The 21,097-nt window shown below is 62.3% G+C and carries 22 protein-coding genes; 9 read left to right on the top strand and 13 right to left on the bottom strand.

From position 1 onward, the window contains the following. Positions 1-51 precede the first annotated feature (51 nt). From flgE to flgL, 8 genes are all read left to right on the top strand, one after another. On the top strand, positions 52-1,236 hold the full coding sequence (gene flgE, locus BM194_RS05710) for a flagellar hook protein FlgE (protein WP_092844640.1): 1,185 nt from the start codon (positions 52-54) through the stop codon (positions 1,234-1,236). A 79-nt stretch (positions 1,237-1,315) separates the two neighbouring features. Next, positions 1,316-2,068 (top strand): flagellar basal body rod protein FlgF, encoded by a 753-nt coding sequence (locus tag BM194_RS05705; protein WP_092844638.1) that lies wholly within the window; start codon positions 1,316-1,318, stop codon positions 2,066-2,068. Positions 2,069-2,110: 42 nt separating this feature from the next. Then, positions 2,111-2,893, top strand: coding sequence for a flagellar basal-body rod protein FlgG (gene flgG, locus BM194_RS05700; RefSeq protein WP_092844636.1), 783 nt, complete (start codon positions 2,111-2,113; stop codon positions 2,891-2,893). A 67-nt stretch (positions 2,894-2,960) separates the two neighbouring features. Then, entirely contained in the window at positions 2,961-3,620 is a 660-nt protein-coding gene (locus BM194_RS05695; RefSeq protein WP_092844634.1) for a flagellar basal body L-ring protein FlgH, read from the top strand. Positions 3,621-3,642: 22 nt separating this feature from the next. Continuing rightward, on the top strand, positions 3,643-4,776 hold the full coding sequence (locus BM194_RS05690) for a flagellar basal body P-ring protein FlgI (protein WP_177223354.1): 1,134 nt from the start codon (positions 3,643-3,645) through the stop codon (positions 4,774-4,776). After that, positions 4,776-5,861, top strand: a complete 1,086-nt coding sequence (gene flgJ, locus BM194_RS05685) for a flagellar assembly peptidoglycan hydrolase FlgJ (RefSeq protein WP_092844632.1) — start codon at positions 4,776-4,778, stop codon at positions 5,859-5,861. The genes BM194_RS05690 and flgJ overlap by 1 nt, the downstream gene beginning before the upstream one ends. A 99-nt stretch (positions 5,862-5,960) precedes the next feature. Then, positions 5,961-7,580: a flagellar hook-associated protein FlgK gene (flgK, locus tag BM194_RS05680; protein ID WP_092844630.1), complete on the top strand. Its 1,620-nt coding sequence runs from the start codon at positions 5,961-5,963 to the stop codon at positions 7,578-7,580. Positions 7,581-7,602: 22 nt separating this feature from the next. Beyond that, positions 7,603-8,817: a flagellar hook-associated protein FlgL gene (gene flgL / locus BM194_RS05675; RefSeq protein WP_092844628.1), complete on the top strand. Its 1,215-nt coding sequence runs from the start codon at positions 7,603-7,605 to the stop codon at positions 8,815-8,817. 73 nt (positions 8,818-8,890) lie between these two features. Here the strand turns inward: flgL and fliR are convergent, their stop codons facing one another. The 13 genes from fliR to fliF form a co-directional block, all read right to left on the bottom strand. Continuing rightward, positions 8,891-9,676: a flagellar biosynthetic protein FliR gene (gene fliR, locus BM194_RS05670; RefSeq protein ID WP_092844626.1), complete on the bottom strand. Its 786-nt coding sequence runs from the start codon at positions 9,674-9,676 to the stop codon at positions 8,891-8,893. Position 9,677: 1 nt separating this feature from the next. After that, entirely contained in the window at positions 9,678-9,947 is a 270-nt protein-coding gene (gene fliQ, locus BM194_RS05665) for a flagellar biosynthesis protein FliQ (protein WP_026300437.1), read from the bottom strand. A gap of 50 nt (positions 9,948-9,997) precedes the next feature. Further along, a complete protein-coding gene (gene fliP / locus BM194_RS05660; RefSeq protein WP_092844970.1) occupies positions 9,998-10,738 on the bottom strand; it encodes a flagellar type III secretion system pore protein FliP in 741 nt (246 codons plus the stop codon). A gap of 59 nt (positions 10,739-10,797) precedes the next feature. After that, positions 10,798-11,241 carry a flagellar biosynthetic protein FliO gene (gene fliO / locus BM194_RS05655; RefSeq protein ID WP_092844624.1) on the bottom strand — a complete coding sequence of 148 codons (444 nt, stop codon included), beginning with the start codon at positions 11,239-11,241 and terminating at the stop codon, positions 10,798-10,800. Continuing rightward, positions 11,238-11,735: a flagellar motor switch protein FliN gene (gene fliN, locus BM194_RS05650; RefSeq protein ID WP_092844622.1), complete on the bottom strand. Its 498-nt coding sequence runs from the start codon at positions 11,733-11,735 to the stop codon at positions 11,238-11,240. Before fliN ends, fliO begins: the two co-directional genes overlap by 4 nt. Next, the gene (gene fliM / locus BM194_RS05645) at positions 11,728-12,774 is read right to left on the bottom strand and encodes a flagellar motor switch protein FliM (protein ID WP_092844620.1); all 1,047 of its coding nucleotides are present in this window, start codon (positions 12,772-12,774) and stop codon (positions 11,728-11,730) included. The genes fliN and fliM overlap by 8 nt, the downstream gene beginning before the upstream one ends. A gap of 7 nt (positions 12,775-12,781) precedes the next feature. Next, positions 12,782-13,270 (bottom strand): flagellar basal body-associated protein FliL, encoded by a 489-nt coding sequence (gene fliL, locus BM194_RS05640; protein ID WP_092844618.1) that lies wholly within the window; start codon positions 13,268-13,270, stop codon positions 12,782-12,784. 211 nt (positions 13,271-13,481) lie between these two features. Then, the gene (locus BM194_RS05635) at positions 13,482-14,813 is read right to left on the bottom strand and encodes a flagellar hook-length control protein FliK (protein ID WP_092844616.1); all 1,332 of its coding nucleotides are present in this window, start codon (positions 14,811-14,813) and stop codon (positions 13,482-13,484) included. 14 nt (positions 14,814-14,827) lie between these two features. Continuing rightward, positions 14,828-15,301, bottom strand: a complete 474-nt coding sequence (fliJ, locus tag BM194_RS05630) for a flagellar export protein FliJ (protein WP_208324628.1) — start codon at positions 15,299-15,301, stop codon at positions 14,828-14,830. A 146-nt stretch (positions 15,302-15,447) separates the two neighbouring features. Continuing rightward, entirely contained in the window at positions 15,448-16,863 is a 1,416-nt protein-coding gene (gene fliI / locus BM194_RS05625) for a flagellar protein export ATPase FliI (protein WP_092844614.1), read from the bottom strand. Beyond that, positions 16,860-17,597 carry a flagellar assembly protein FliH gene (gene fliH / locus BM194_RS05620; RefSeq protein WP_092844612.1) on the bottom strand — a complete coding sequence of 246 codons (738 nt, stop codon included), beginning with the start codon at positions 17,595-17,597 and terminating at the stop codon, positions 16,860-16,862. Before fliH ends, fliI begins: the two co-directional genes overlap by 4 nt. Continuing rightward, positions 17,590-18,585 (bottom strand): flagellar motor switch protein FliG, encoded by a 996-nt coding sequence (fliG, locus tag BM194_RS05615; RefSeq protein ID WP_092844610.1) that lies wholly within the window; start codon positions 18,583-18,585, stop codon positions 17,590-17,592. Before fliG ends, fliH begins: the two co-directional genes overlap by 8 nt. Next, complete coding sequence (gene fliF, locus BM194_RS05610; protein ID WP_092844608.1) at positions 18,578-20,323, bottom strand: flagellar basal-body MS-ring/collar protein FliF; 1,746 nt, start codon at positions 20,321-20,323, stop codon at positions 18,578-18,580. Before fliF ends, fliG begins: the two co-directional genes overlap by 8 nt. Positions 20,324-20,637: 314 nt before the next feature. Between fliF and fliE the strand changes: the two genes are divergently transcribed. Continuing rightward, entirely contained in the window at positions 20,638-20,967 is a 330-nt protein-coding gene (gene fliE, locus BM194_RS05605) for a flagellar hook-basal body complex protein FliE (protein ID WP_092844605.1), read from the top strand. Positions 20,968-21,097: the final 130 nt, after the last annotated feature.

Genomic DNA, 21,097 nt, shown 5'->3' with positions numbered 1-21,097 from the left:
TGAATAGCCAAAATCATTAAACGAATTCTGTAACGCGCAGGGAGTCAAACCATGGGTTTCTCACAAGCTCTTAGTGGTCTCAACGCCGCGGCCACCAATCTCGATGTGGTCGGCAACAATATCGCCAACTCGCAGACCGTCGGTTTCAAGGGCTCCAGTGCTCAGTTCTCCGATGTCTACGCCGGCGCCAAGGTCGGCCTGGGTACCCGCGTTTCCGCGGTACTTCAGAACTTCAGCGACGGTACGCTGGAAACCACCAACCGCAACCTCGACCTGGCCGTCAGCGGCACTGGCTTCTTCCGCATGGTCCAGAACGATCAGGTCGTCTATTCGCGTAATGGTCAGCTGACCATGACCAGTGACGGTTATCTTGAGAATGCCCAGGGCGCGCGTCTGACCGGTTATCCGACCGGTGTCGGCGCCGGCGGTCAGCCGCAGACCCTGCAGGTGCCGTCTGGTGCGCTGATGGCGACGCCAACCTCGGAAATCGATGCCAGCCTGAATCTGGATGCGTCTACTGACATCGTCGATCGCGGTACCGTTGCGTTTGACGCTACCAACCCGGATACGTACTCCTACGCCAACAGCGCAACAGTCTACGACTCGCTGGGCGTATCCCACAACGTCACCATGTACTTCACCAAGACTGCCGACAACCAATGGGAAGTCAAGCAGTCCATGGATGGCACCGTCGATGCCGTCAATACCGGGACCATGAGCTTCAACGCGAACGGTACCTTGGCCTCGACGACGGGTAGCGCTTTCTCCTTTACGCCGGGTGGCGGCGCGGCCGCTCTCAACTATGCCGTTGACTTCACTGGTACCACTCAGTTTGGCAACGATTTCGAGCTCAGTTCACTGAATCAGAACGGCTACAGCTCGGGTAGTCTTGTCGGTATCACGATCGATGACGCAGGCAACATCGTCGGCAACTACTCCAACGAGCAGTCGCAGGTCCTTGGCACCATCACTCTGGCCAACTTCCGCAACCCGGAAGGACTGCAGCCGATTGGTGACAACGCCTGGGCTGAAACCAGCACATCCGGTCAGGCTTTGCTGGGTCAGGCGGGTGGCGGGGTGTTCGGCACCATCGAGTCCGGCGTGGTGGAAACATCCAACGTCGATCTCACGGCGGAACTGGTCGATCTGATCATCGCGCAGCGCAACTACCAGGCCAACTCGCAGACCATCAAGGTGCAGGACGAAGTCCTGCAGAGTGCCGTCAACCTGCGCTAATGCCATCTGATGCCGGGAGAGTCTCCCGGCATCGTTGAACCGGGTTTTCACAGATACCGGAGAGCGAGAGCCAACGACTATGGATCGCATCCTCTATACCGCCATGAGTGGGGCCAGGCAGAGCATGGACCTGCAGGCGGTCATCAACCACAACCTGGCGAATGCCGCGACCCCCGGGTTTCGCGCCGAGCTGCAGGCCATGCGTGCCGTACCGGTCAATGGCGAAGGGCTGCCCACGCGAACGGTAGTGGCTGCGTCCACGCCGGGCAGCGACTTCAGCCATGGTGCGATCAGTACCACTGGCCGCGAGCTGGACGTGGCCATCGACGGTAACGGCTGGCTGGCCGTGCAGACGCCGGACGGTGAAGCCTATACCCGCCGTGGTGACCTGCAGATCGATGCCAATGGCGTGCTTACCAGCATGGGACGCCCGGTCATGGGGGATGGCGGTCCGATCGTCGTGCCGCTGGGCGCCGACATCAGTATCGGTAGCGATGGCACCCTGAGCGCACTGGTGCCGGGCACCGACCCGACAGCCCGCGGGCCGGCAGGGCGCCTCAAGCTGGTCAACCCCGAACCGGGCAGCCTGCAGCGTGGCATTGACGGTCTGTTTCGTCCGGCACCGAATGCCGACGGCAATATCCCCGCACTGCAGGCCGATGACAACGTGCGTGTGGTCAGTGGTGCGCTGGAGGGCAGCAACGTCAGCGTGACCGAGGCCATGGTCGCCATGATCGACAGCGCGCGGCGCTACGACATGCAGATGAAGACCATCGAGAACGTCGATGAAAACGACCAGCGTGCCAATAACCTGCTCTCCGTGACTGGCTGATAGCGCCATCGGTACCGGACAAGACTTTCGAGGAAACCAACCATGATCAGATCGCTGTGGACGGCCAAGACCGGCCTCGAATCCCAGCAGATGCAGATGGACGTTATCGCCAACAACCTGGCCAACGTCAGCACCAATGGCTTCAAGCGCTCGCGTGCCGTGTTCGAGGATCTGTTGTACCAGAACATGCGCCAGCCGGGCGCACAGAATACCGTCCAGGACAACCTGCCCTCAGGCATGCAGATCGGTAGCGGTGTGCGTCCCGTGGCTACCGAGCGCCTGCATAATCAGGGGGGGCTCGAGAATACCGAAAACTCGCGTGACCTGGCGATCAATGGCAAGGGTTTCTTCCAGGTGCTGCGTCCCGATGGCACCACGGCCTATACCCGCGATGGCAGCTTCCAGGTCAACCAGAACGGTCAGATGGTTACCGCCAGTGGTTACCCCGTCGAGCCGGCGGTATTTATTCCCCAGAACGCTCTGTCGATCTCGATCGGTCAGGACGGTGTGGTCTCGGTGACCCAGCCGGGGTCTTCCGAGTCCAACGAAGTGGGACAGATTCTGCTGTCGACGTTCACCAACCCGACCGGCCTGGAAAGTATCGGCGAGAACCTCTATCTCGAAACCAACGCCTCCGGCCCGCGCAATGACAGCGTGCCCGGCCTGAATGGCGCCGGTAGGCTCTACCAAGGTTACGTAGAGACATCTAACGTCAATGTGGTCGAGGAGATGGTCAGCATGATCCAGACCCAACGGGCCTACGAGATCAACAGCAAGGCCGTCCAGACGTCCGATGAAATGCTGGCTCGTCTGACCCAGTTGTAATGTGAGTTCCGAAAGCATGGACAATGTGTATATGAGACGGCGAGAAGGTAACGGCCAAGGGCGTTTCATGCGTTGGGTGCTGGCAATGGTGGCCTTACTGGTGCTGGGCGGCTGCGCCCAGTTGCCTCAGCCCTCTGTGGTCGGTGAGCAGGAGCGCATCGTCATCGTAGAGCCGCCATCACCGGTACCCAATGGGTCGATATTTCAGCCCGCTCGCGGTTACCAGCCGCTGTTCGAGGATCGCCGCCCGCGCATGATCGGCGACATCCTGACCATTGTCCTGGACGAAGAGGTCAGCGCCAGCAAGAACGCATCGGCGAACGCCGGGCGTAGCGGCTCGGCGGGGCTTGATTTGGCGACGCTGCCCGATGCCCTGGACCAGCTAGCCGAGTACGGCTTCGATGTGGAAGGCAATAACGATTTCTCCGGTAGCGGTGGGGCCGAGGCCTCCAACTCCTTTACCGGCACCATTACCGTCACGGTGATGGACGTACTCTACAACGGCAACCTGCGGGTGCGCGGCGAAAAGCAGATCATCATCAATCAGGGTACCGAGTTCATCCGTTTCTCTGGTGTCGTGAACCCGCGCACCATCACGGCGCAGAATACCGTGCCGTCGACCCTGGTTGCCGATGCGCGTATCGAATATGTGGGTAATGGTTATATCAACGAGGCGCAGACCATGGGCTGGCTGCAACGCTTCTTCCTCAACGTGTCGCCGTTCTGATCGGCGTCGGAACAACAGGTCGATGAAGATGGTTTCCTGTCGCTTCTCCTCAGTGCTGGCTGTGCGTCTGTGCGTAGTAGTTCTGCTGTGGCTGGGGATGACGCTCCCGGCCCAGGCCGAGCGAATCCGCGATCTGGCTTCCTTTGCCGGGGTGCGCGAAAACTCGCTGGTCGGTTATGGCCTGGTCGTCGGCCTCGATGGGACCGGGGACCAGACAACCCAGGCGCCGTTCACCACCCAAAGCCTGACCAACATGCTGTCCCAGTTGGGCATTACCGTGCCCCAGGGAACCAACATGCAGCTCAAGAACGTGGCAGCCGTCATGATTACCGCCGTGCTGCCCCCGTTCGCGCGCCCCGGCCAGGAAATCGACGTCGTGGTCTCGTCGGTCGGCAATGCCCGGAGTCTTCGTGGCGGTACCCTGTTGATGGCGCCACTAAAAGGGGCCGATGGGCAAATCTATGCGCTCGCCCAGGGTAATGTCCTGGTGGGTGGCGTGGGCGCACAGGCCGGTGGCAGCAGCGTGCAGGTCAATCACCAGGCGGTTGGCCGGATCAGCGGTGGCGCGACCGTGGAGATGGAAGTGCCGCTGGTGCTGGGGGCCGATGGCACGCTCGATCTTCAGCTCGACAACTACGACTTCGATACCGTCCAGCGTGCCGTGACCGCCATCAACAGCGAGTTCGGCATGCCGGTGGCCACAGCGCTGGATGGTCGGGTGATCCGTCTGGAAGCGCCCATGGACAGCAACGAGCGCGTGCGCTTCATGGCACGCGTCCAGAACATCGACCTGGCGCTGGGCGAAGGGCCGGCGCGGGTCATCGTCAACTCGCGGACCGGCTCAGTGGTGCTGACCAGCGCCGTGACCCTGCGCCGGGCTGCCGTGGCGCATGGCAACCTGTCGATCACCATCGATTCCAACCCGCAGGTCAGCCAGCCCAATCCGTTCTCGGAAGGCGAAACCGTGGTCGTGCCCAATGCCGACATCACCGTAGCCCAGCAGGGGGGCGCTTTGCAGATGCTGGAAACCAGCGCCGACCTGGCTGAGGTCGTGCGGGCTTTGAATGCACTGGGTGCAACGCCGCAGGATCTGATGTCGATTCTTCAGGCGCTCAAGGAAGCCGGCTCGCTGCGGGCTGAGCTGGAGATCATGTAATGGCAGTCGAGAACCTGAGCGGGCAATTTGCCCTTGACCTGCAGGGGCTGCAGCGCCTCAAGCGCACGGCCGGCAGCGACCCCAGCCAGGGGCTGGAAGAGGCGGCCAAGCAATTCGAGGCGATCTTCCTGCAGATGATGCTCAAGAGCATGCGCGAGGCTGTGCCCGAGTCGGGGCTGCTCGATAGCCAGCAGACCAAGTTCTATACCGAAATGCTCGACAAGCAGTGGTCGCAACATCTGTCCGGTCACGGTATCGGCTTGGCCGAACAGCTCATCAACCAGTTGGAGGGGCGTGGGCTGGTGCCCCAGGGCAGCAGCGCGACCGAGGATCTGATTGCCGGTATCCCGCGCGGTACGCCTCGCTTGTTGCATGACGGTTTGAATGCCGATGGTGCCCTTGAACCTCTTGCCAAGCGCACCGAGCCAACCCCGGCACCCAGTGAGTTCGGCTCGCTGCTGAGCCAGGAACTCGATCTGCGACCGCAAGGCGGGCAGGGCGGCTATGGCGCTTCGGTAACGCCTGACGCGCCGGATGCCAGTGCAACGATCTCGCCGGTACGCGGCGAGCGCGCCGATCATGTGACGCGATTCCTGGATCGCCTGGAGAGGCCCGCCCAGGCAGCCAGCCGCAAGACTGGCGTGCCCGCCGAGCTGATCCTGGCGCAGGCGGCGCTCGAAACCGGTTGGGGGCGCCACGAGATCCCCACTCGCGATGGCGGTAACAGCCATAACCTGTTCGGGATCAAGGCGGGCAGCCGCTGGCAGGGTGACACTACCGACATCACCACCACCGAGTACGTCAACGGCCGTCCGGTCAAGCAGGTCGATCGTTTCCGCGTCTACGGTTCCTTCGAGGAGGCCTTCACCGACTACGCTCGCCTGATCGGTGACAATCCGCGCTACGCAGGCGTGGTTGCCGCACCGGATGCCGCCTCTGCTGCCCGGGCATTGCAATCGGGAGGCTACGCTACCGACCCGGCCTATGCCGATAAGCTGATCGCCGTGATGAATTCCCTCGGCAGCAAGGAGCGCAGTGTGGCGCAGGCCGGCCATGCACCGCTCGTCAGCGGTCTCGGGCTGTGAGGCCAGCAAGGCGAACAACGGCCCCATGAGCGTTGTTCGCCTTCAAGTTTGCCGGTTTCATGCCGATAACCCTAACAATCGCTACATCGGAACGGACTCATGAGCCTCTTTTCCATCGGCCTCAGCGGCCTGAGTGCGGCCCAGACCGCCCTGCAAACCACTGGCAGTAACATCAGCAACGTCTATACACCGGGCTATAACCGCCAGCTCACCCTGCTGGGCGAAAGCAGTAGCGGTGCCAACGGCGTGCAGGTCAACGACGTGCAGCGCCAGTTCAACCATTACATTGCTTCGCAGTTGAACAACGCCACCTCGAGTGCCAGTGCCCTCGAGGCGTATGCCACCCAGGTCAGCCAGATCGACAACCTGCTGGCCGATCGTGATGCCGGGCTGGCGCCGCTGATGCAAAGCTTCTTTTCCTCGCTGGAAGACCTGGCCGGTGCCCCCTCGGACCCGGCGGCTCGCCAGGGTGTGATCGGGACCGCCGATACGCTCACCGCGCAGTTCCGTGCCTTCGACAGTTACCTGGACGACATGCAATCGGGCATCAACGGCCAGTTCCGTGACGAAGTCACGCAGATCAACAATGCGGCCGACCAGATGGCCAAGCTCAACAAGGAAATCGCCCTGGCCAAGGCCAAGACCGGCGAGGCCCCGAACAGCTTGCTCAATCAACGCGACCAACTGGTGGCGGAAATCAGCGAGCGCATCGGTGTCGACCTGATCGTTCAGGACAACGGCACCTACAACCTGACGATCGGCAACGGCCAGCCCCTGGTGGCCGGCAGTCGTAGCTTCGCCTTGGAAGCCGTCAGCTCCGCGACCGATCCGTCGCGCACCGTGGTTGCCTACCACGATGCGGGGGGCAATGCCATCGAGCTCAAGGAGTCCACTTTCGACAGTGGTACGCTGGGTGGCTTGATGACCTTCCGTCGCGAAACCCTGGACAAGACCCAGAACCAGATCGGTCAGATGGCCCTGGCGCTGGCAGCAGGTTTCAATGAGCAGCATGCGCAGGGCATCGACTTGAATGGCGATACAGGCGAGGCGTTCTTTTCCATCGGCTCGCCGACCGTTTTCGCCAATGAGCGCAATGTCAGTACAGCGGTCATTACGGCTGAATTCAGCAACGCCTTGCAAGTCACCACGAGCGATTACGATATCCGCTTCGATGGTACCGACTACACGGTCAAACGGGCGGATTCCGGCGACAGCGTGACGTTTACGGCGGGCACCGACGGGGCAGGAAACACGACACTGGCGTTTGAAGGCGTGACCTTGACCGTTAATGGCACACCTGCGGCTGGGGACAAGTACCAACTGCAGCCCACACGCAACCTTGCCGGGCAATTCGAGAACCTTGTCAGCGATACTGCGAAGATCGCTGCTGGTGAAACCAACGCATCGGGCGACAATCGCAATGCGCTTGCCCTGCAGGAGCTGCAGAACGTTGACCTCGTGGGTAGCAAGGCCAGTCTGAGCGAAGCGTATTCGTCCTTGGTCAGTGACGTGGGTAACCGTACCAATGTCGTCAAGGTGAACCTGTCCGCTCAGGAAGGACTGACCCAGCAGCTGACCGCCGTGCAGCAGTCCGAGTCGGGCGTCAATCTCGACGAAGAGGCGGCCAACCTCATTCGCTTCCAGCAGTATTACCAGGCCAACGCCAAGGTGATCGAGATCGGCACGACCGTGCTCGACACCATTCTTGGCCTGCGCTAAGCATCAATAACGGGACGACATCATGCGCATCAGCACCGTCACCATGTTCGAATCCAGCCTGTCGTCGATGAACCGGCAACAGAGCGACTTCATGAAAGTCGGCCAGCAGATCGCCAGTGGGCGTCGCGTGGTCAATCCATCCGACGATCCCCAGGCGGCGTCTCGTGCCGTGGCCGTATCGCAGTCCATGGCCGTCAGCCAGCAGTACGCCGATGCCCGTGTATCGGCACGCAATGCGCTGTCGCAGGAAGAGAGTGTCCTTAATAGCGTCAGTGACAGTATCGCCAGTGCCAAGACGCTGATCGTCCAGGCGCAGAACGGCACCCTGAGCGATGCCGACCGGGCCTCCATCGCCAGCGAGCTTCAGGGTATCTACGAGAACCTGCTCGGCCAGGCCAATGTCACCAACGGCAATGGCACCTATCTGTTCGGTGGGTATCAGGACGATGCACCGCCGTTCGTCAAGGATGCCGATGGCCGTGTGTCCTATCAGGGCGATACCGGTGTCAGGCAGCAGAAGGTCGATTCCTCGCGCCTGATGCCGGTGGGCAACAATGGCTCGGAAATCTTCGCCAGTGTACATAGCGGTACGGGCTATGTGGCAAAAGCGGCAGAGAGCAATACCGGGAGCGTCACGTTTACTGGTCCGACGAGATCCAATGCCAGTGACCCCGGTTACGGGGATAGCTATACAGTGGTCTTTGGTGAGGATGCCGGCGGCAATCCTACCTACACAGTGACCAACACAACGACGAATACGCCCGTCATTGAGGATGCGGCTTACGAAAGCGGCAAAACACTATCATTCGGTGGGGTATCGCTGACTCTCGAAGGCGAACCTGTTGCCGGCGATACCCTCAGCATGGCGAAGGCTCAGGACCAGAATATCTTCTCCACGCTGGAGAACGCTATCAAGGCTCTCAATAGCACGACCGAGACCGACGCTGCCAAGGCCGCCCTGCAGAACACGCTGTCCACGACAAGCCGTCAGCTCGACAACGGCCTGGACAACGTGCTTACCGTGCGTGCCTCGGTCGGTGCCCGACTCAACGAACTGGATACCCTGGACACGGTCGGTGGCAACCGCTCCCTGAACTATGAGCAGACCCTGTCCGATCTGGTCGACCTGGACTATGCGCGGGCAATTTCCGACTACACGCTGCGCCAGGTGGGGCTGCAGGCCTCGCAGAAAGCCTTTGTCGATATCCAGGGGATGTCACTGTTCGATCAGCTGTGACCGCTATCACCTAACGACACCAAGGGCGCCGATGGCGCCCTTGGTGCTTCTCGCATGCTGATGTTGCACCGGTCTAGCCTGCCAGCGTCTCGATGAGGCGCTGGATAAACTGGAAGCCGTTGGCGAACAGGCGCTCGAGAAAGCTGGCGTAGTCGGTCATCAATACCATCAGCAGGACCAGCCCCACGGTCAGGGTCAGCGGAAAGCCGACGGAGAAAATCGTCAATTGCGGCGCTGCCCGGTTGAGAATGCCCAGTGACAGGTTGATGATCAACAATGCGGCGACAACCGGCAGGGACAGCAGCAGGCCGGCCGTGAAGATCGTGCTGCCATAGCGGGCCAGCATGTCGAAGGCGTTCGGGTTGAGACTGGCATAGCCGATGGGCAGGGTATCGAAGGAACCGGCCAGAATCTCGATGACGATCAGGTGGCCATTGAAGGCCAGCAGCATCAGCAGCGTGATCATGTACAGAAAGCGCGAGAGCACCATACTCTGCGCACCGATGTCCGGCGAGAAGAACGTAGCGAAGGCCAGGCCCATCTGCAGGCCAATGTATTCCCCGGCTGCCATCACCACCGCCAGGGTCACGCGCATCACCAGGCCGATGGCCACCCCGATCAGCATCTGTTCGACCATGATGCCCAGGCTGGGCCAGGAAACGATGGGGACGTCGGGAAGGGGCGGCAGGGTTGGCGCGATGACGAAGGCGAGTACCGCGGCGAAGCCGATCTTCACCTGACGGGGAATGCTGGTATGGCCCCATAACGGGGCGGCCATGATGAAGGCCGTCAGGCGAACGAAAGGCCACAGGAAGGCGACCAGCCATGCCTGCAACTGATCGAAAGTGACCTCGACCATGTCAGCCCAGCATCAGCGGGATGTTGCGAAACAGCTCGGTAGTGAAGTTGGTGATCAGCTGAATCAACCACGGGCCGGCCAGTACCAGGGCACCAAAGACACCCAGGATCTTGGGAATGAACGACAGCGTCATCTCGTTGATCTGGGTGGCCGCCTGGAACAGGCTGACCAGCAGACCGATCAGCAGTGCCGTGATAAGCAGGGGGCCGGCAAGGAACAGCGTCACCTTCATGCCCTGATATGCCATGCTCATGACCATTTCGGGTGTCATGGTCGGTTACCTCGCGAATGTGCTTGCCGCCGCCGGGAGTCGAACGGCACCTAGATGTAGAAACTTTCGGCCAGTGAGCCGATCAGCAACTGCCATCCATCCACCAGCACGAACAGCATCAGCTTGAAGGGCAGGGATATCGTTGCCGGGGGGACCATCATCATGCCCAGCGCCATGAGAACGCTGGCGACGACAAGATCGATGATCAGAAACGGAATGAAGATAGTAAAGCCGATCTGGAATGCGGTCTTCAGCTCGCTGGTTACGAAGGCCGGCAGCAGGACGCGCATCGGCACGTCTTCAGGCCCCTGGAACGTGCCGGCCTCCGCCAGGCGTCCGAACAGGGCGATGTCCGGCTCGCGGGTCTGGGCCAGCATGAATTCGCGGAACGGCTGGCTGGCTAGCTGCAGGAACTCATCGAAATTGATCTGCTGGTCCGAAAACGGCTGCCAGGCAACCTCGTAGGCCTCGTTGAGCACCGGCGACATGATGAAAAACGTCAGAAACAGGGCCAGCCCCAGCAGGACTTGATTCGGCGGTGCCGATTGGGTGCCCATGGCGGTACGCAGCAGGCCGAGCACGATGATGATGCGAGTGAAACTGGTCATCATCAGCAGCACGGCTGGCAGGAATGCCATCGAGCTGAGCAGAAGCAGTGTCTGCAGACTCAACGACCATTGTTGGCCACCATCGTCCAGTGGGCGCGTGACGAGCCCGGGGATGGTTGCCTGCGCCCAACTGGCCTGGGGCCACAAGAACACGAGGACGACCGCGGCGATCAGTGTCGGCATCAGGAAGTGGCGAGCAAGGCGCAGGGCCGCAACGCTTGGTGGGCAGGAGACTGGCAACCTCACACATCCTCTCCGCTACGCTTGTCGCTACGCGTGAACTTGTTGCGTGCATTGTGGCGCATGGCCGTGGCGAAGCGTGCCGCAAAGCCATCGGCGTCGGCAGCAGGGCCAGCGGGCTCGTGCGGCTCGGGGGCCGGCATCTCATGCAGCCGCGTGACTTCGCCGCCACCCACACCAAGCACCAGCCAGGTACCCTCGACCTCGACGATGACCACGCGCTCGCGCTGGCCCACGGCGGTACTGGCTACCAGTTTGAGATGGCGGTTATGTCCGGTGCGGCCCGGGCCGACACGCTTGAGCAACGCGCTGCACAACAGGATCACGCCGATCACCAGCGCAAGCGCCAGTGCCGTCTTGCCCAGTGTGGCCAGACCCAGCAGGGTGTCTCCCTGGGCACCGCTCAATGCCTCGGCGGTGCCTTGTGTCGCGGAACCTTGGCTCATCGGTTGAGTTTCTGCACGCGCTCTGACGGTGTAATGATTTCGGTAATACGAATACCGTACTTGTCATCGACCACGACGACTTCGCCCTGGGCAATCAGATAGCCGTTGATCAGGATGTCCATGGGCTCGCCGGCGAGGCCATCGAGCTCGATCACCGAGCCCTGTGCCAGCTCCAGCAACTGCTTGATGGTAATACGCGTGCGGCCCAGCTCCACGGTCAACTTGACCGGGATGTCCATGATCATTTCCAGGTCGCGCATGGTACCGCTGCTGGCACTGGAATCCAACGGCTTGAAGACCTGGTCGCCGGCGGCGGTGGCCTGGCTGCCGGCCACTTCGACCTGCAATTCGGCCTCGACCTCGGCCTGCTCGGCAAACGCGGCCGCCCACGGATCGTCCTCGTCGGCTGATGGTGCGCCGGCCCCCTGTTCGGCCATGGCGTCCGCCCAAGCGTCGTCGGTACTGTTCTGTTCGGGTTTCTTGGGGTCAGTCATTGTCGGATTCCTTGGCTTGCTTCAACAGCCCGGGGGTGAACTTGAACTTGGCGTTGTTGGCGACATGGTCGATCAGGTGGCGCACACGCAGGGCTCGCTGGCCTTGCTGGCTGCCGAATTCGCACTCCATGACCGGCACGCCATCGACGCGCGCGGTCACGATTTCCGGCAGTTCCAGCGGAAGCACGTCACCGACCTTGAGCGACATGACCCGGCCGAGGCTGGTTTCCAGGTCGACGAAATCTGCGACCAGCTCGACGTGCGACTGCTTGATCTCGCCCGCCATGCGCTGGCCCCACTGGCTTTCCTCGTCGGCATGGTTGTCGGTCAACGGGCCCGACAGCAGGTCGCGAATCGGCTCGATCATCGAGTAGGGCATGCAAACCTGGAAATCGCTGGCCAGGTTGCCCACTTCCAGATGGAACGTGCTTGTCACCACGATCTCGTTGGGCGAGCTGGTGACATTGGCGAACCGCAGCTGCATCTCGGAGCGGGTATAGTCGATCTCCAGCGGGAAGACCGACTTCCAGGCATCCTGATAGGCATCGATAGCCAGGTGCAGCAGGCGCTGGATGATACGCTGCTCGGTATGCGTGAACTCGCGACCTTCCGATTTGGTCAGGAAGCGGCCGTCACCGCCGAACAGGTTGTCGACCACCATGAACACCAGGCTGGGTGGAAAGACCACCAGGGCGGTCCCGCGCAGCGGCTTCATCGAGATCAGGTTGACGTTGGTCGGCACCGGAATGTGGCGCGAGAACTCGCTATAGCTCTGGTAACGCACGCTATCCACCGTGATGTCGGCACTGCGCCGCAACAGGTTGAACAGGCTCATGCGGAACTGGCGAGCGAAGCGTTCGTTGATGATGTCCAGCGCATGCAGACGTTCCCGGATGATCCGGTGCTGGGTCGCCGGATCGTAAGGGCGAATGCGTGAGTCGCCAGCGTTGTCGCTGCCGGAACTCGCATCGTCTTCGCCACTGACGCCCTTGAGGAGGGCGTCGATCTCGTCCTGCGAGAGCAGATCGTCTTGAGACATGGTGTCCCTATTGCACGATGAAGTCGGTGTAGAGGACGTCGTTGACCGCCAGTTCGGGCTGGGGGTCGCTGAACGGCTCGTCGAAAAGCGCCAGGATCTGCTGTGACAGTGCCTGCTTGCCTTCAGGTGTCGTCAGGCCTTCGGCATGCTGGCTGGAGAACAGCAACAGCAACCGGCTACGCAACTGGGGCATGTTCTGCTCGAGCATCTCGCGCGTTGTTTCATCGCCCACCTTGAACGACAGGCCGATATACAGCAGGCGCTGCTCGTACTGGTCGCTTTGCAGGTTGACTGTGAACGGCGAGACGGTCACGAAGATCGGCGGCTCCGGCTTGATGGGCTCGGCTGGCTCCTCGGCTGTCTCGGTACTTGCCTCGCTCTTGGAATCGAGCAGAAAGTACACGCCAGCCGAACTGGCCATCGAAAGCACGATGAGGATGATTCCTAGCAGCCACCAGGGCTTGCGACTCGTTCCTGCGTTGGGGTTCTTGGCCATTGCTCACGCCGTCTTTGGTCGATGATTCTGTGGGGATTATGCAAGCAGCCTTGTCTCCGGCAAGGATGGAAAAAGCTGCCGATACACGCTTATCTCTAGGCTTTGTCCGAAGGCTGAACGCGTTGCGCTCCAGACAGCGGTAGAGCCTGACGCGATATGCGTGCAGGCTCTACTGGGTATCGGCCGCGTTGGCCATTCTTGAAGGGTAGCGTCAGGCGTACAGGTCGATCGCGTTGTCATCCAGGACGATCGTCGTCGTCCGGGGGGCTGTCGCTGATTCGTCTGCCGACGTCAGCCGCGAGTCACCGGTCCGGCCGGCCATGGCACGCTCGCCCCGGGACTGGTCGCGACTCTCGTCACGCTGCTGGTGCTCGCCCACCATCGCTTCGCCCAGTTGAATGCCGCTCTCTTCGAGCGCCTCACGTAGCTGGGGGATGGCCTGTTCTACCGCGGCACGTACCTGTGGATTGGCCGAGAAGAACTGGGCCTGGGCCAACTGGTCATCGACCTTGAGGCTGATGGACAGCGGTCCCAGTTCCGCAGGGTGCAGATGAAGCTCGACCTGCTGTCCGCCACGCTGGTGCAAGGCTACCAACTGTTGCCCCAGTCCTTGCTGCCACTGGGCCGAGGCCAGGGGCGCTGCCAGGGTTGGTGTGGCTGGCATGGCGTTAGGAGCGATACCATTGCCGCCGTTGGCCGTGCTGCCCAGCGGTGATGTCGCAGCAGGCATGCCCAGGTTGGTCGCTGGGTCGGGGCCATGTCGGGAGAGCAGGGCGGGTTCGTCAGCGGCAACCGCGGCGATGGCGTCGGTGAAGTTGGGCGCGGCCGGCGTCAGCGGCTGCACAGGGGCATCCTGCTGCGTCAATGTATGCATGCCCTGGGCTGTCAGTTGCTGGTGCCTCAGCCCGGCGGCTTGTGCGTCGGCGGTTGCCATGACTCGCTCACCGGATGCGTTCCTCGCATCCACTTGAGTCATCAGTTGCGCTGCGTTGGTGGCAAGAGCTGCGCCCGGCTGAGCAGGCAACGCATCACCGCGCTGTGCACTGGCGATCATGTCCAGGCGCTGACGAATATCGGCAAGATCACCGCTACCCGGCATCGGCGCAAGTGTGCCCAGCACAGGATCGCCAGGCTCGGCCTGACCCTGGCGCCATGCGTCTTGCGAAAGTTGCTCATTCTGGGCGTTTTCCGCCAAGTTGCCTTCGATGGCCTGGTTAACCTGCTGAGCCAACGGTGCCAGCTCACCCGGCTGGGTCAGGAGCGTATCGCTCAATTCTGCCGGGTCAGTCTCCTTGGCATCGCCCCGCACGGACGGGGGGCTGGTCGTCACACCGGCTTCGGTGTTGGCCTCGGTAAGCAGGGTTTTTCCGGTGGCAGACGCCAGCGTCGGCGCATCGGTTGTCTTGCCCTTGCCCGCCTCACCGGCCTGCTTGAAAAGCCGGGCGAACTCGGCATCGCCCTTGCTGCCGGTCTTGCCGTCGGCATGGGTCTGGGGCAGTGAGGCGGCGGCGTTGCTACCGGCGAGCAGTTGAGAGAGTTCCATGGAAGCGGGCTGCCTCAGTGACTGGATTCGGAATTCGTGTCTTGACGCTGGCGACGCAGGACGAGGCCGGCTGCCATCTCATCGGCCAGGCGCTGTTCCTGGCGGTTGGCGCGCTGCTGTGCTGCGGTGTCCCGGCGGGTCGCCAGGGTGTCGTAGGCGGATAGCTTGCGCTGCTCGTTCTGCCAGCGTTTCTGGCCCTGGTTCACGCGTGTCTCGCGCTCGCCGAGGGTCTGTCGGGCTCGGGCGATGGCGGCGTCCAGCGACGCGAGAAACTGTTGATAGTTACGCCAGCTATCGGGCCCGATGCCCGATTCCATCGCCTGCTGGAGACGTTGGCGGTATTCCAGGCGATATCGGGTCAGGGTCTCGAGCTGGGACTTGGCATTCTGCAGGTCGCGACGCGAGTTTCCCAGCTCGATGCTGGCGCTGTCTCGCGAGTCGCGTGTCAGGGAAATCAACGTATCCAACGGTGTCGTTGCTTGGGCCACGGGATCGTTCCTTCTGGGTAGACTTCGGCCAAGCCGCAGCAGCGGCGTCATAGCATTGTTGCGTATGCCCCGCTGCAGCAAAGCGACGGATACTGGGGGGAAACGTCGCTTTCTCATCGAATTCGTGCCCTGACGAGTCAAGGCTCTCAATGTCCCGGCGGCACCAGGGCGCTGAGAACCTGGTGCGTCTGTGGCATGTCGGCGCGTTCGTCGATGCGTTGCTGCAAGAACTGCTCGAGTCTCGGGTACATTGCCACTGCCTGGTCGAGCTGCGGGTCGTGACCCGGGGTATAGGCCCCTACGCTGATCAAGTCGCGGTTGCGCTGGTAGCGCGACACCATCTGCTTGAAGCGCTGGGCCTGGCGCAGCTGGTCGCCGCTGACGACGGCTGTCATGACACGACTGATCGAGGCCTCGATGTCGATGGCCGGATAATGCCCGCTTTCGGCCAGGGAGCGAGACAGCACGATATGCCCATCGAGAATGGCGCGTGCCGAGTCGGCGATGGGGTCCTGCTGGTCATCGCCCTCGGTCAGCACGGTATAGAATGCCGTAATCGAGCCGCCGCCCTGCATGCCGTTGCCGGCACGCTCGACCAGGCTCGGCAGCTTGGCGAATACCGAGGGCGGGTAGCCCTTGGTGGCCGGGGGTTCGCCGATGGCCAGTGCGATCTCGCGCTGCGCCATGGCATAGCGCGTCAGCGAGTCCATGATCAGCAGCACGTTGCGCCCTGCATCGCGGAACCCCTCAGCCAGTCGTGTGGCGTAGGCGGCACCCTGCAGACGCTGCAGCGGTGACGTGTCGGCAGGTGCGGCGACGACCACCGAGCGGCGGCGGCCTTCGGCACCGAGAATATTATGAATGAAATCCTGAACTTCGCGTCCGCGCTCGCCGATCAGACCGACGACGATCACGTCGGCCTCGGTATAGCGGGCCATCATGCCAAGCAATACCGACTTGCCCACGCCGGAGCCGGCAAACAGGCCCATGCGCTGACCGCGACCGACACTCAACAGGCCGTTGATGGCACGGATGCCGACGTCGATCTGGGTGTCGATCGGTGCGCGTGACAGCGGATTGAGCGGGGGAGTGGCAAGTGGAGCGTGGGGAGCATCGGTCAACTCACCCTTACCGTCCAGCGGGCGACCGTTACCATCGACAACACGGCCGAGCAGGCTATCGCCCAGCGGAAAACGTCTGGCGCTGCTGTGCTCGCTGCCTTCGCCCAAGGGAAAGACGCGCGAGCCGGGCAGCAGGCCACTGATTTCTTCCAGCGGCATCAGAAACAGCTTCTCCCCCGAGAACCCGACGACCTCCGCTTCGGCGAAACGCGGCTGCTCCGAGCCCGGAAGGCCCGTCACCGGGTGGGGGGAGAGCTCGATGCGGCAGGCACTGCCCAGCGGTACACGCAGTCCCACCGCTTCGAGAACCAGGCCGGTCGCGCGCACGATACGTCCACTGGTGCGGTAGGAGGCCACGCCGGCAACGCGGCGCTGCACGCCGCCAATGGCGTCTTGCCAGCGTTGCCGGTGCAGGTCGCCGGCGGTCGTTGCCATGCTCATGCCTGACCCTCGTCATGGCCGTCATTGTGACGACGACGAACCTGGCGGGAAATGCTCTCCCAACGCGATTCCAGCGTGGCATCCAGCTCGCCGCTGGCGCTGGTGGCGCGACAACCGCCACGACTGATGGTGTCGTCGGGCTGCAGTTGCCAGCCGGCGGCGTCGAATTCCGCCCCCAGGTGACCCTTGACCAGTGTCAGGTCGGCCGGGTGTAGCCACAGCCTGGGCCGGCCCGACAGGGACGGTTCGGCATGCAGCAATTCGCGCACGATATCGAGAATGACCTCGGGATGGGCGTCGAGGGCCTCGCCGGCAAGCTGTCTGCCAGTGGTCAGCGCCAGGTCGACCAGACGCTCCGCGACGTCGCCGTCCAGGGCATCGAGCGCCTCGCGGTAGCCTTCGGCCAGGGGCAGCAGCGGGGCCAGGGCCTGCTGGGTCTGGCGCTGCAGTTCCTGCTCGCCCGCCACGCGGCCTTCTTCCAGTCCCTTCTCGTAGCCGGCCTGTCGGCCTTCCTCGAAACCTGCCTTGTAGGCGGCGTCGTAGGCCTCCTGGCGAGCCTTCTCGCGCAGGGCCTCGAGTTCGGCATTGCGCTTGAAAAGTTGCTGGCGAATGGCTTCCTGACGCGAACGCTCGCGCTGGCGGCGTTGCTCTCGCTCGGGGGTGCCGAGTTCGTCCATTTCCCAGCGACGCCAGTCGCCGACATCATGCTCAGGAATGACCAGACGCTCAGACATAACTATCGTCTCCACCGCCTATGACAATCTCGCCGCTGTCCGCCAGACGGCGCACGATCTGCAGGATGGATTTCTGCTCGGCCTCGACCTGGGAAACCCGGATCGGGCCGCGCGCCTCGAGATCTTCCTGCAGCAACTGGGCTGCGCGCTGGGACATGTTCGCCATGAACTTCTCGAGCAGCGCATCCGGGGCACCCTTGAGCGCCACCACCAGGGAATTGGTGTCGACCTCCTTGAGAATGAGCTGGATGCCGCGATCGTCGATGTCGACGATGTTCTCGAACAGGAACATCTCGTCGATGATCTTCTGCGCCAGGTCCTCGTTGTGGGCCCGTACGGTCTCGATGACGGCTTCTTCCTGCGACGAGTTCATCAGGTTGAGGATTTCGGCGGCCGTTCTCACGCCACCCATCTTGCTACGGCGAAGGTTCTGGCCATCGAGCATACCGCCGAGAACTTCGGTCAGTTCCTGCAGTGCCGCCGGCTGTACACCACTGAACGTGGCGATGCGCAGCACGACATCGTTGCGCAGCTTGTCGTCGAACAGTTCGAGAATATCCGCGGCCTGGTGGCGCTCGAGGTGCACCAGAATCGTGGCGATGATCTGCGGATGCTCGTCGCGGATCAGTTCAGCCACCATCGAGGCTTCCATCAGGTTGAGCGACTCGATACCGGTATTGGCGCCCTGGGCATCGAGAATCTCGTCGAGCAGGCTCGAGGCCCGCTCGGTCCCCAGCGCCTTGGTCAGCACCGCGCGGATATGGTCGCTGGAGTGCAGGTTGAGCGCAGCGAACTGTTCGGCCTCGTCATGGAACTCGTCGAGCACCAGGCGCATCTCTTCATGAGAGATCTGGTCGATGGTCGCCATCTCGCGGCTGATCGCCGACACCTCCTTGGTAGAAAGGTGGCGGAAGACTTCGGCTGCGCTGTCCTCGTCCAGTGACAGCAGCAGGATCGCGCTGCGGCGGACGCCGCTCATCTTACTCATTTTCGTTCATCCAGCTCTTGACAACGATGGCGACCATACGGGGGTCTTCCAGGGCCATTTCACGGGCTTGCTTGAGGTGCTGCTCGTAGGCGTTGGCCTTGCGACGGCGACGGGGTGAGCTCTCCTCGATGTTATCCTCATCATCCTCATCTGACGTGCCGATAGCGGTCGCCGGGGCGTTGGACAGGTTGTCCATTGCCAGGCTGGACGCGGTTGCCGGCTGGCTGTAACGCTTGACCATCGGGCGCAGTACCATGAACCACAGGAACAGGGCAGCGAGTGCGACCAGCAGGTAACGGCCCAGGGTCATGCCCAGCTCGATGGCCTGCGGTGTCTGCCACCACGGCAGCGGCTCGGCGCCAGTCGCGTTCTGTGCAAAGGCGCTGTTGACCAGTGCCAGCTCATCGCCGCGCGCTTCGGAGAAGCCCATGGCCTGCTTGATCAGGCGCTCGATCTGCTCCAGTTCCGCCTCGCTGAGCGGCGCGCGTACCGGCTTGCCTTCGTCGTTGACGGTATCGCGGTAGTTGATGACCACCGCGGCAGACAGGCGCTCGACCTGGCCGCGCTGGTATTGGATATGCTCGACGCTGCGGTCGACTTCATAATTGACCACGTCGCCACGGTTCAGACGACTCGGGGGAGTGGTCGCTTGCGTAGTTTCCGTATTGCCTTCGGCAGCGTCCTCGCCTTCGGCCGGTTGGCCTTCGTCGATGGGTGACGGCGCGACGCCCGGCGGGGTATTGGTCAGCGCACCCGGTACGCCCATGGCCAGCTCGTCGCCACCGGTATAGTTCTCGTTGAGCTGACGGCTGCGCACGGCAGCGGCGTTGTTGCCCTGGTTGGGGCCATACCGTTCGGCGGTCTGTTCGCGGGTGGAGAAATCGACATCGGCGGCCACCTGGGCACGGATGTTGGTGGCGCCCAAAATCGGCGCCAGGATGCGCTCGATACGCATCTGGTAGGAGCGCTCGATTTCCTGCACATAATCCAGTTGCGTGCCGTTCAGGCTGCCCAGGCTACCGCCGCTCTGCGAAAGCAAACGGCCGGCCTGGTCGACGACGGTCACCGCGTCGGCGGACAGCTCCGGTACGCTGCTGGAAACCATGTGAACGATAGAGCTGATCTGACCATCGCTTAACGTGCGACCGGGGTGCAGGGTGAGCACGACCGAGGCCTTGGCTGGTTCGTTTTCCCGTACGAAGACCGACTGCTTGGCCATGGCCAGATGAATGCGCGCGTGGGCGACCGGCCCCAGTGATTCCATGGAGCGTGCCAGCTCGCCTTCAAGGCCGCGCTGGTAGTTGATCTGCTCGGCGAACTGGCTGATCCCGAACGCTTGGTTGTCCATCAGCTCGAAACCGACATCGCCTGCCTGGGGCAAGCCTTGCTCTGCCAATTGCAGGCGCAGCGCATGTACCTGGTCGCCGGGAACCAGCAAGGCTCCACCGCCTTCGGTGAAGCGATAGGGAATGCCACGCGTATCCAGCTCGTTGACGATACGCCCGCCATCGGCGTCGCTGAGGTTGCTGTACAGCACGCGGTAGTCGGGGGCACGGGCCCACAGCAACAACGCTGCAACGATGGCAATCGCTGCCGCCCCGGCAATGAGCAAGGGAATGCGGGGGTTACTGCGCAATGAAGACATGACGCCTGACATTTGCCCCCCCTTGGTGTTGGCCGCCTTGTCACGTCCGTTTTGCGGGGGTGTCGTCTGGCTGGCCGAAACGGCGTCGGTCATGCGCGCCTCCCGGCGAAATCAATGAAGCCCGTCTGGGCGGTGGTAACGATGTCGGCCCGGTAGCCGCGGGTCGGTCCAGAGTGCATTCGGTGTCCGGCTCCAGCATCCGTCTCGGTTCATCGCCCTGCGCCTGTCAGGTTGTCCCGCTAACGGGGGTGTCAGGCATGGGCGGTCGGGTGATGGGTGCCATTATGCGTAGGGACGGCAAGGCTAAAGGGAAGAAAAGCCCCTTTTTTCTCTATCATTTACCGACATGACGATTCCGGGGGCTTGGTAGGCTTGCCATCATTCGTAATCCGCCAGGAAGCCATTGCATGTCGACACCTGCCATTCAATCCGCTCTGAACCAGATGCAGAGTCTGGCCACGCAAGCCGCCGGCCAGGCGGCAAAAGGGCAACACGTCGCGACGGCCGTCGGTCAGGGCGGTTTCGCCAGTGAATTGCAGTCCTCGATCCAGCGCATCAATCGCCTGCAGCAGACGGCAGATGCCAAGCTCAAGGCGTTCCAGTCGGGTGACCCGGGCGTGGCGCTGAATGACGTGATGGTCGACATGCAGAAAGCCAGCGTCGGGTTTCAGATGGGGGTGCAGACAAGGAACCGGCTGGTGACGGCGTACAAGGACATCATGAACATGCAGGTGTAGGGTCTTTCCGAAAAGGGCCTGCGCTCGCTGCTACGGCGTTGAAAACAGCCTTAAGGTGCTCATTTACGACATGTAAACTCCGCCCTTGCGGCTTTTTTCGCCTTGTACCAAGCGTCGCTCGGCGCCTTTT

This window comes from Modicisalibacter xianhensis, assembly GCF_900113605.1.
GTDB lineage: Bacteria > Pseudomonadota > Gammaproteobacteria > Pseudomonadales > Halomonadaceae > Modicisalibacter > Modicisalibacter xianhensis.
The sequence above is the reverse complement of the archived record's forward strand: the minus strand, read 5'-3'. Positions and strand labels throughout refer to the sequence as shown.

Bases quoted from the DNA above. Each gene is read 5' to 3' on its own strand.
- fliQ (WP_026300437.1), bottom strand. From the start codon at position 9,947: ATGACACCCGAAATGGTCATGAGCATGGCATATCAGGGCATGAAGGTG.
- flgL (WP_092844628.1), top strand. From the start codon at position 7,603: ATGCGCATCAGCACCGTCACCATGTTCGAATCCAGCCTGTCGTCGATG.
- fliR (WP_092844626.1), bottom strand. From the start codon at position 9,676: ATGGTCGAGGTCACTTTCGATCAGTTGCAGGCATGGCTGGTCGCCTTC.
- BM194_RS05705 (WP_092844638.1), top strand. From the start codon at position 1,316: ATGGATCGCATCCTCTATACCGCCATGAGTGGGGCCAGGCAGAGCATG.
- fliF (WP_092844608.1), bottom strand. From the start codon at position 20,323: ATGACCGACGCCGTTTCGGCCAGCCAGACGACACCCCCGCAAAACGGA.
- fliG (WP_092844610.1), bottom strand. From the start codon at position 18,585: ATGAGTAAGATGAGCGGCGTCCGCCGCAGCGCGATCCTGCTGCTGTCA.
- fliO (WP_092844624.1), bottom strand. From the start codon at position 11,241: ATGAGCCAAGGTTCCGCGACACAAGGCACCGCCGAGGCATTGAGCGGT.
- BM194_RS05690 (WP_177223354.1), top strand. From the start codon at position 3,643: ATGAAGATGGTTTCCTGTCGCTTCTCCTCAGTGCTGGCTGTGCGTCTG.
- fliM (WP_092844620.1), bottom strand. From the start codon at position 12,774: ATGTCTCAAGACGATCTGCTCTCGCAGGACGAGATCGACGCCCTCCTC.
- BM194_RS05635 (WP_092844616.1), bottom strand. From the start codon at position 14,813: ATGGAACTCTCTCAACTGCTCGCCGGTAGCAACGCCGCCGCCTCACTG.
- fliI (WP_092844614.1), bottom strand. From the start codon at position 16,863: ATGAGCATGGCAACGACCGCCGGCGACCTGCACCGGCAACGCTGGCAA.
- fliL (WP_092844618.1), bottom strand. From the start codon at position 13,270: ATGGCCAAGAACCCCAACGCAGGAACGAGTCGCAAGCCCTGGTGGCTG.
- fliE (WP_092844605.1), top strand. From the start codon at position 20,638: ATGTCGACACCTGCCATTCAATCCGCTCTGAACCAGATGCAGAGTCTG.
- flgG (WP_092844636.1), top strand. From the start codon at position 2,111: ATGATCAGATCGCTGTGGACGGCCAAGACCGGCCTCGAATCCCAGCAG.
- fliH (WP_092844612.1), bottom strand. From the start codon at position 17,597: ATGTCTGAGCGTCTGGTCATTCCTGAGCATGATGTCGGCGACTGGCGT.
- flgE (WP_092844640.1), top strand. From the start codon at position 52: ATGGGTTTCTCACAAGCTCTTAGTGGTCTCAACGCCGCGGCCACCAAT.
- flgJ (WP_092844632.1), top strand. From the start codon at position 4,776: ATGGCAGTCGAGAACCTGAGCGGGCAATTTGCCCTTGACCTGCAGGGG.
- BM194_RS05695 (WP_092844634.1), top strand. From the start codon at position 2,961: ATGCGTTGGGTGCTGGCAATGGTGGCCTTACTGGTGCTGGGCGGCTGC.
- fliN (WP_092844622.1), bottom strand. From the start codon at position 11,735: ATGACTGACCCCAAGAAACCCGAACAGAACAGTACCGACGACGCTTGG.
- flgK (WP_092844630.1), top strand. From the start codon at position 5,961: ATGAGCCTCTTTTCCATCGGCCTCAGCGGCCTGAGTGCGGCCCAGACC.
- fliP (WP_092844970.1), bottom strand. From the start codon at position 10,738: ATGCCGACACTGATCGCCGCGGTCGTCCTCGTGTTCTTGTGGCCCCAG.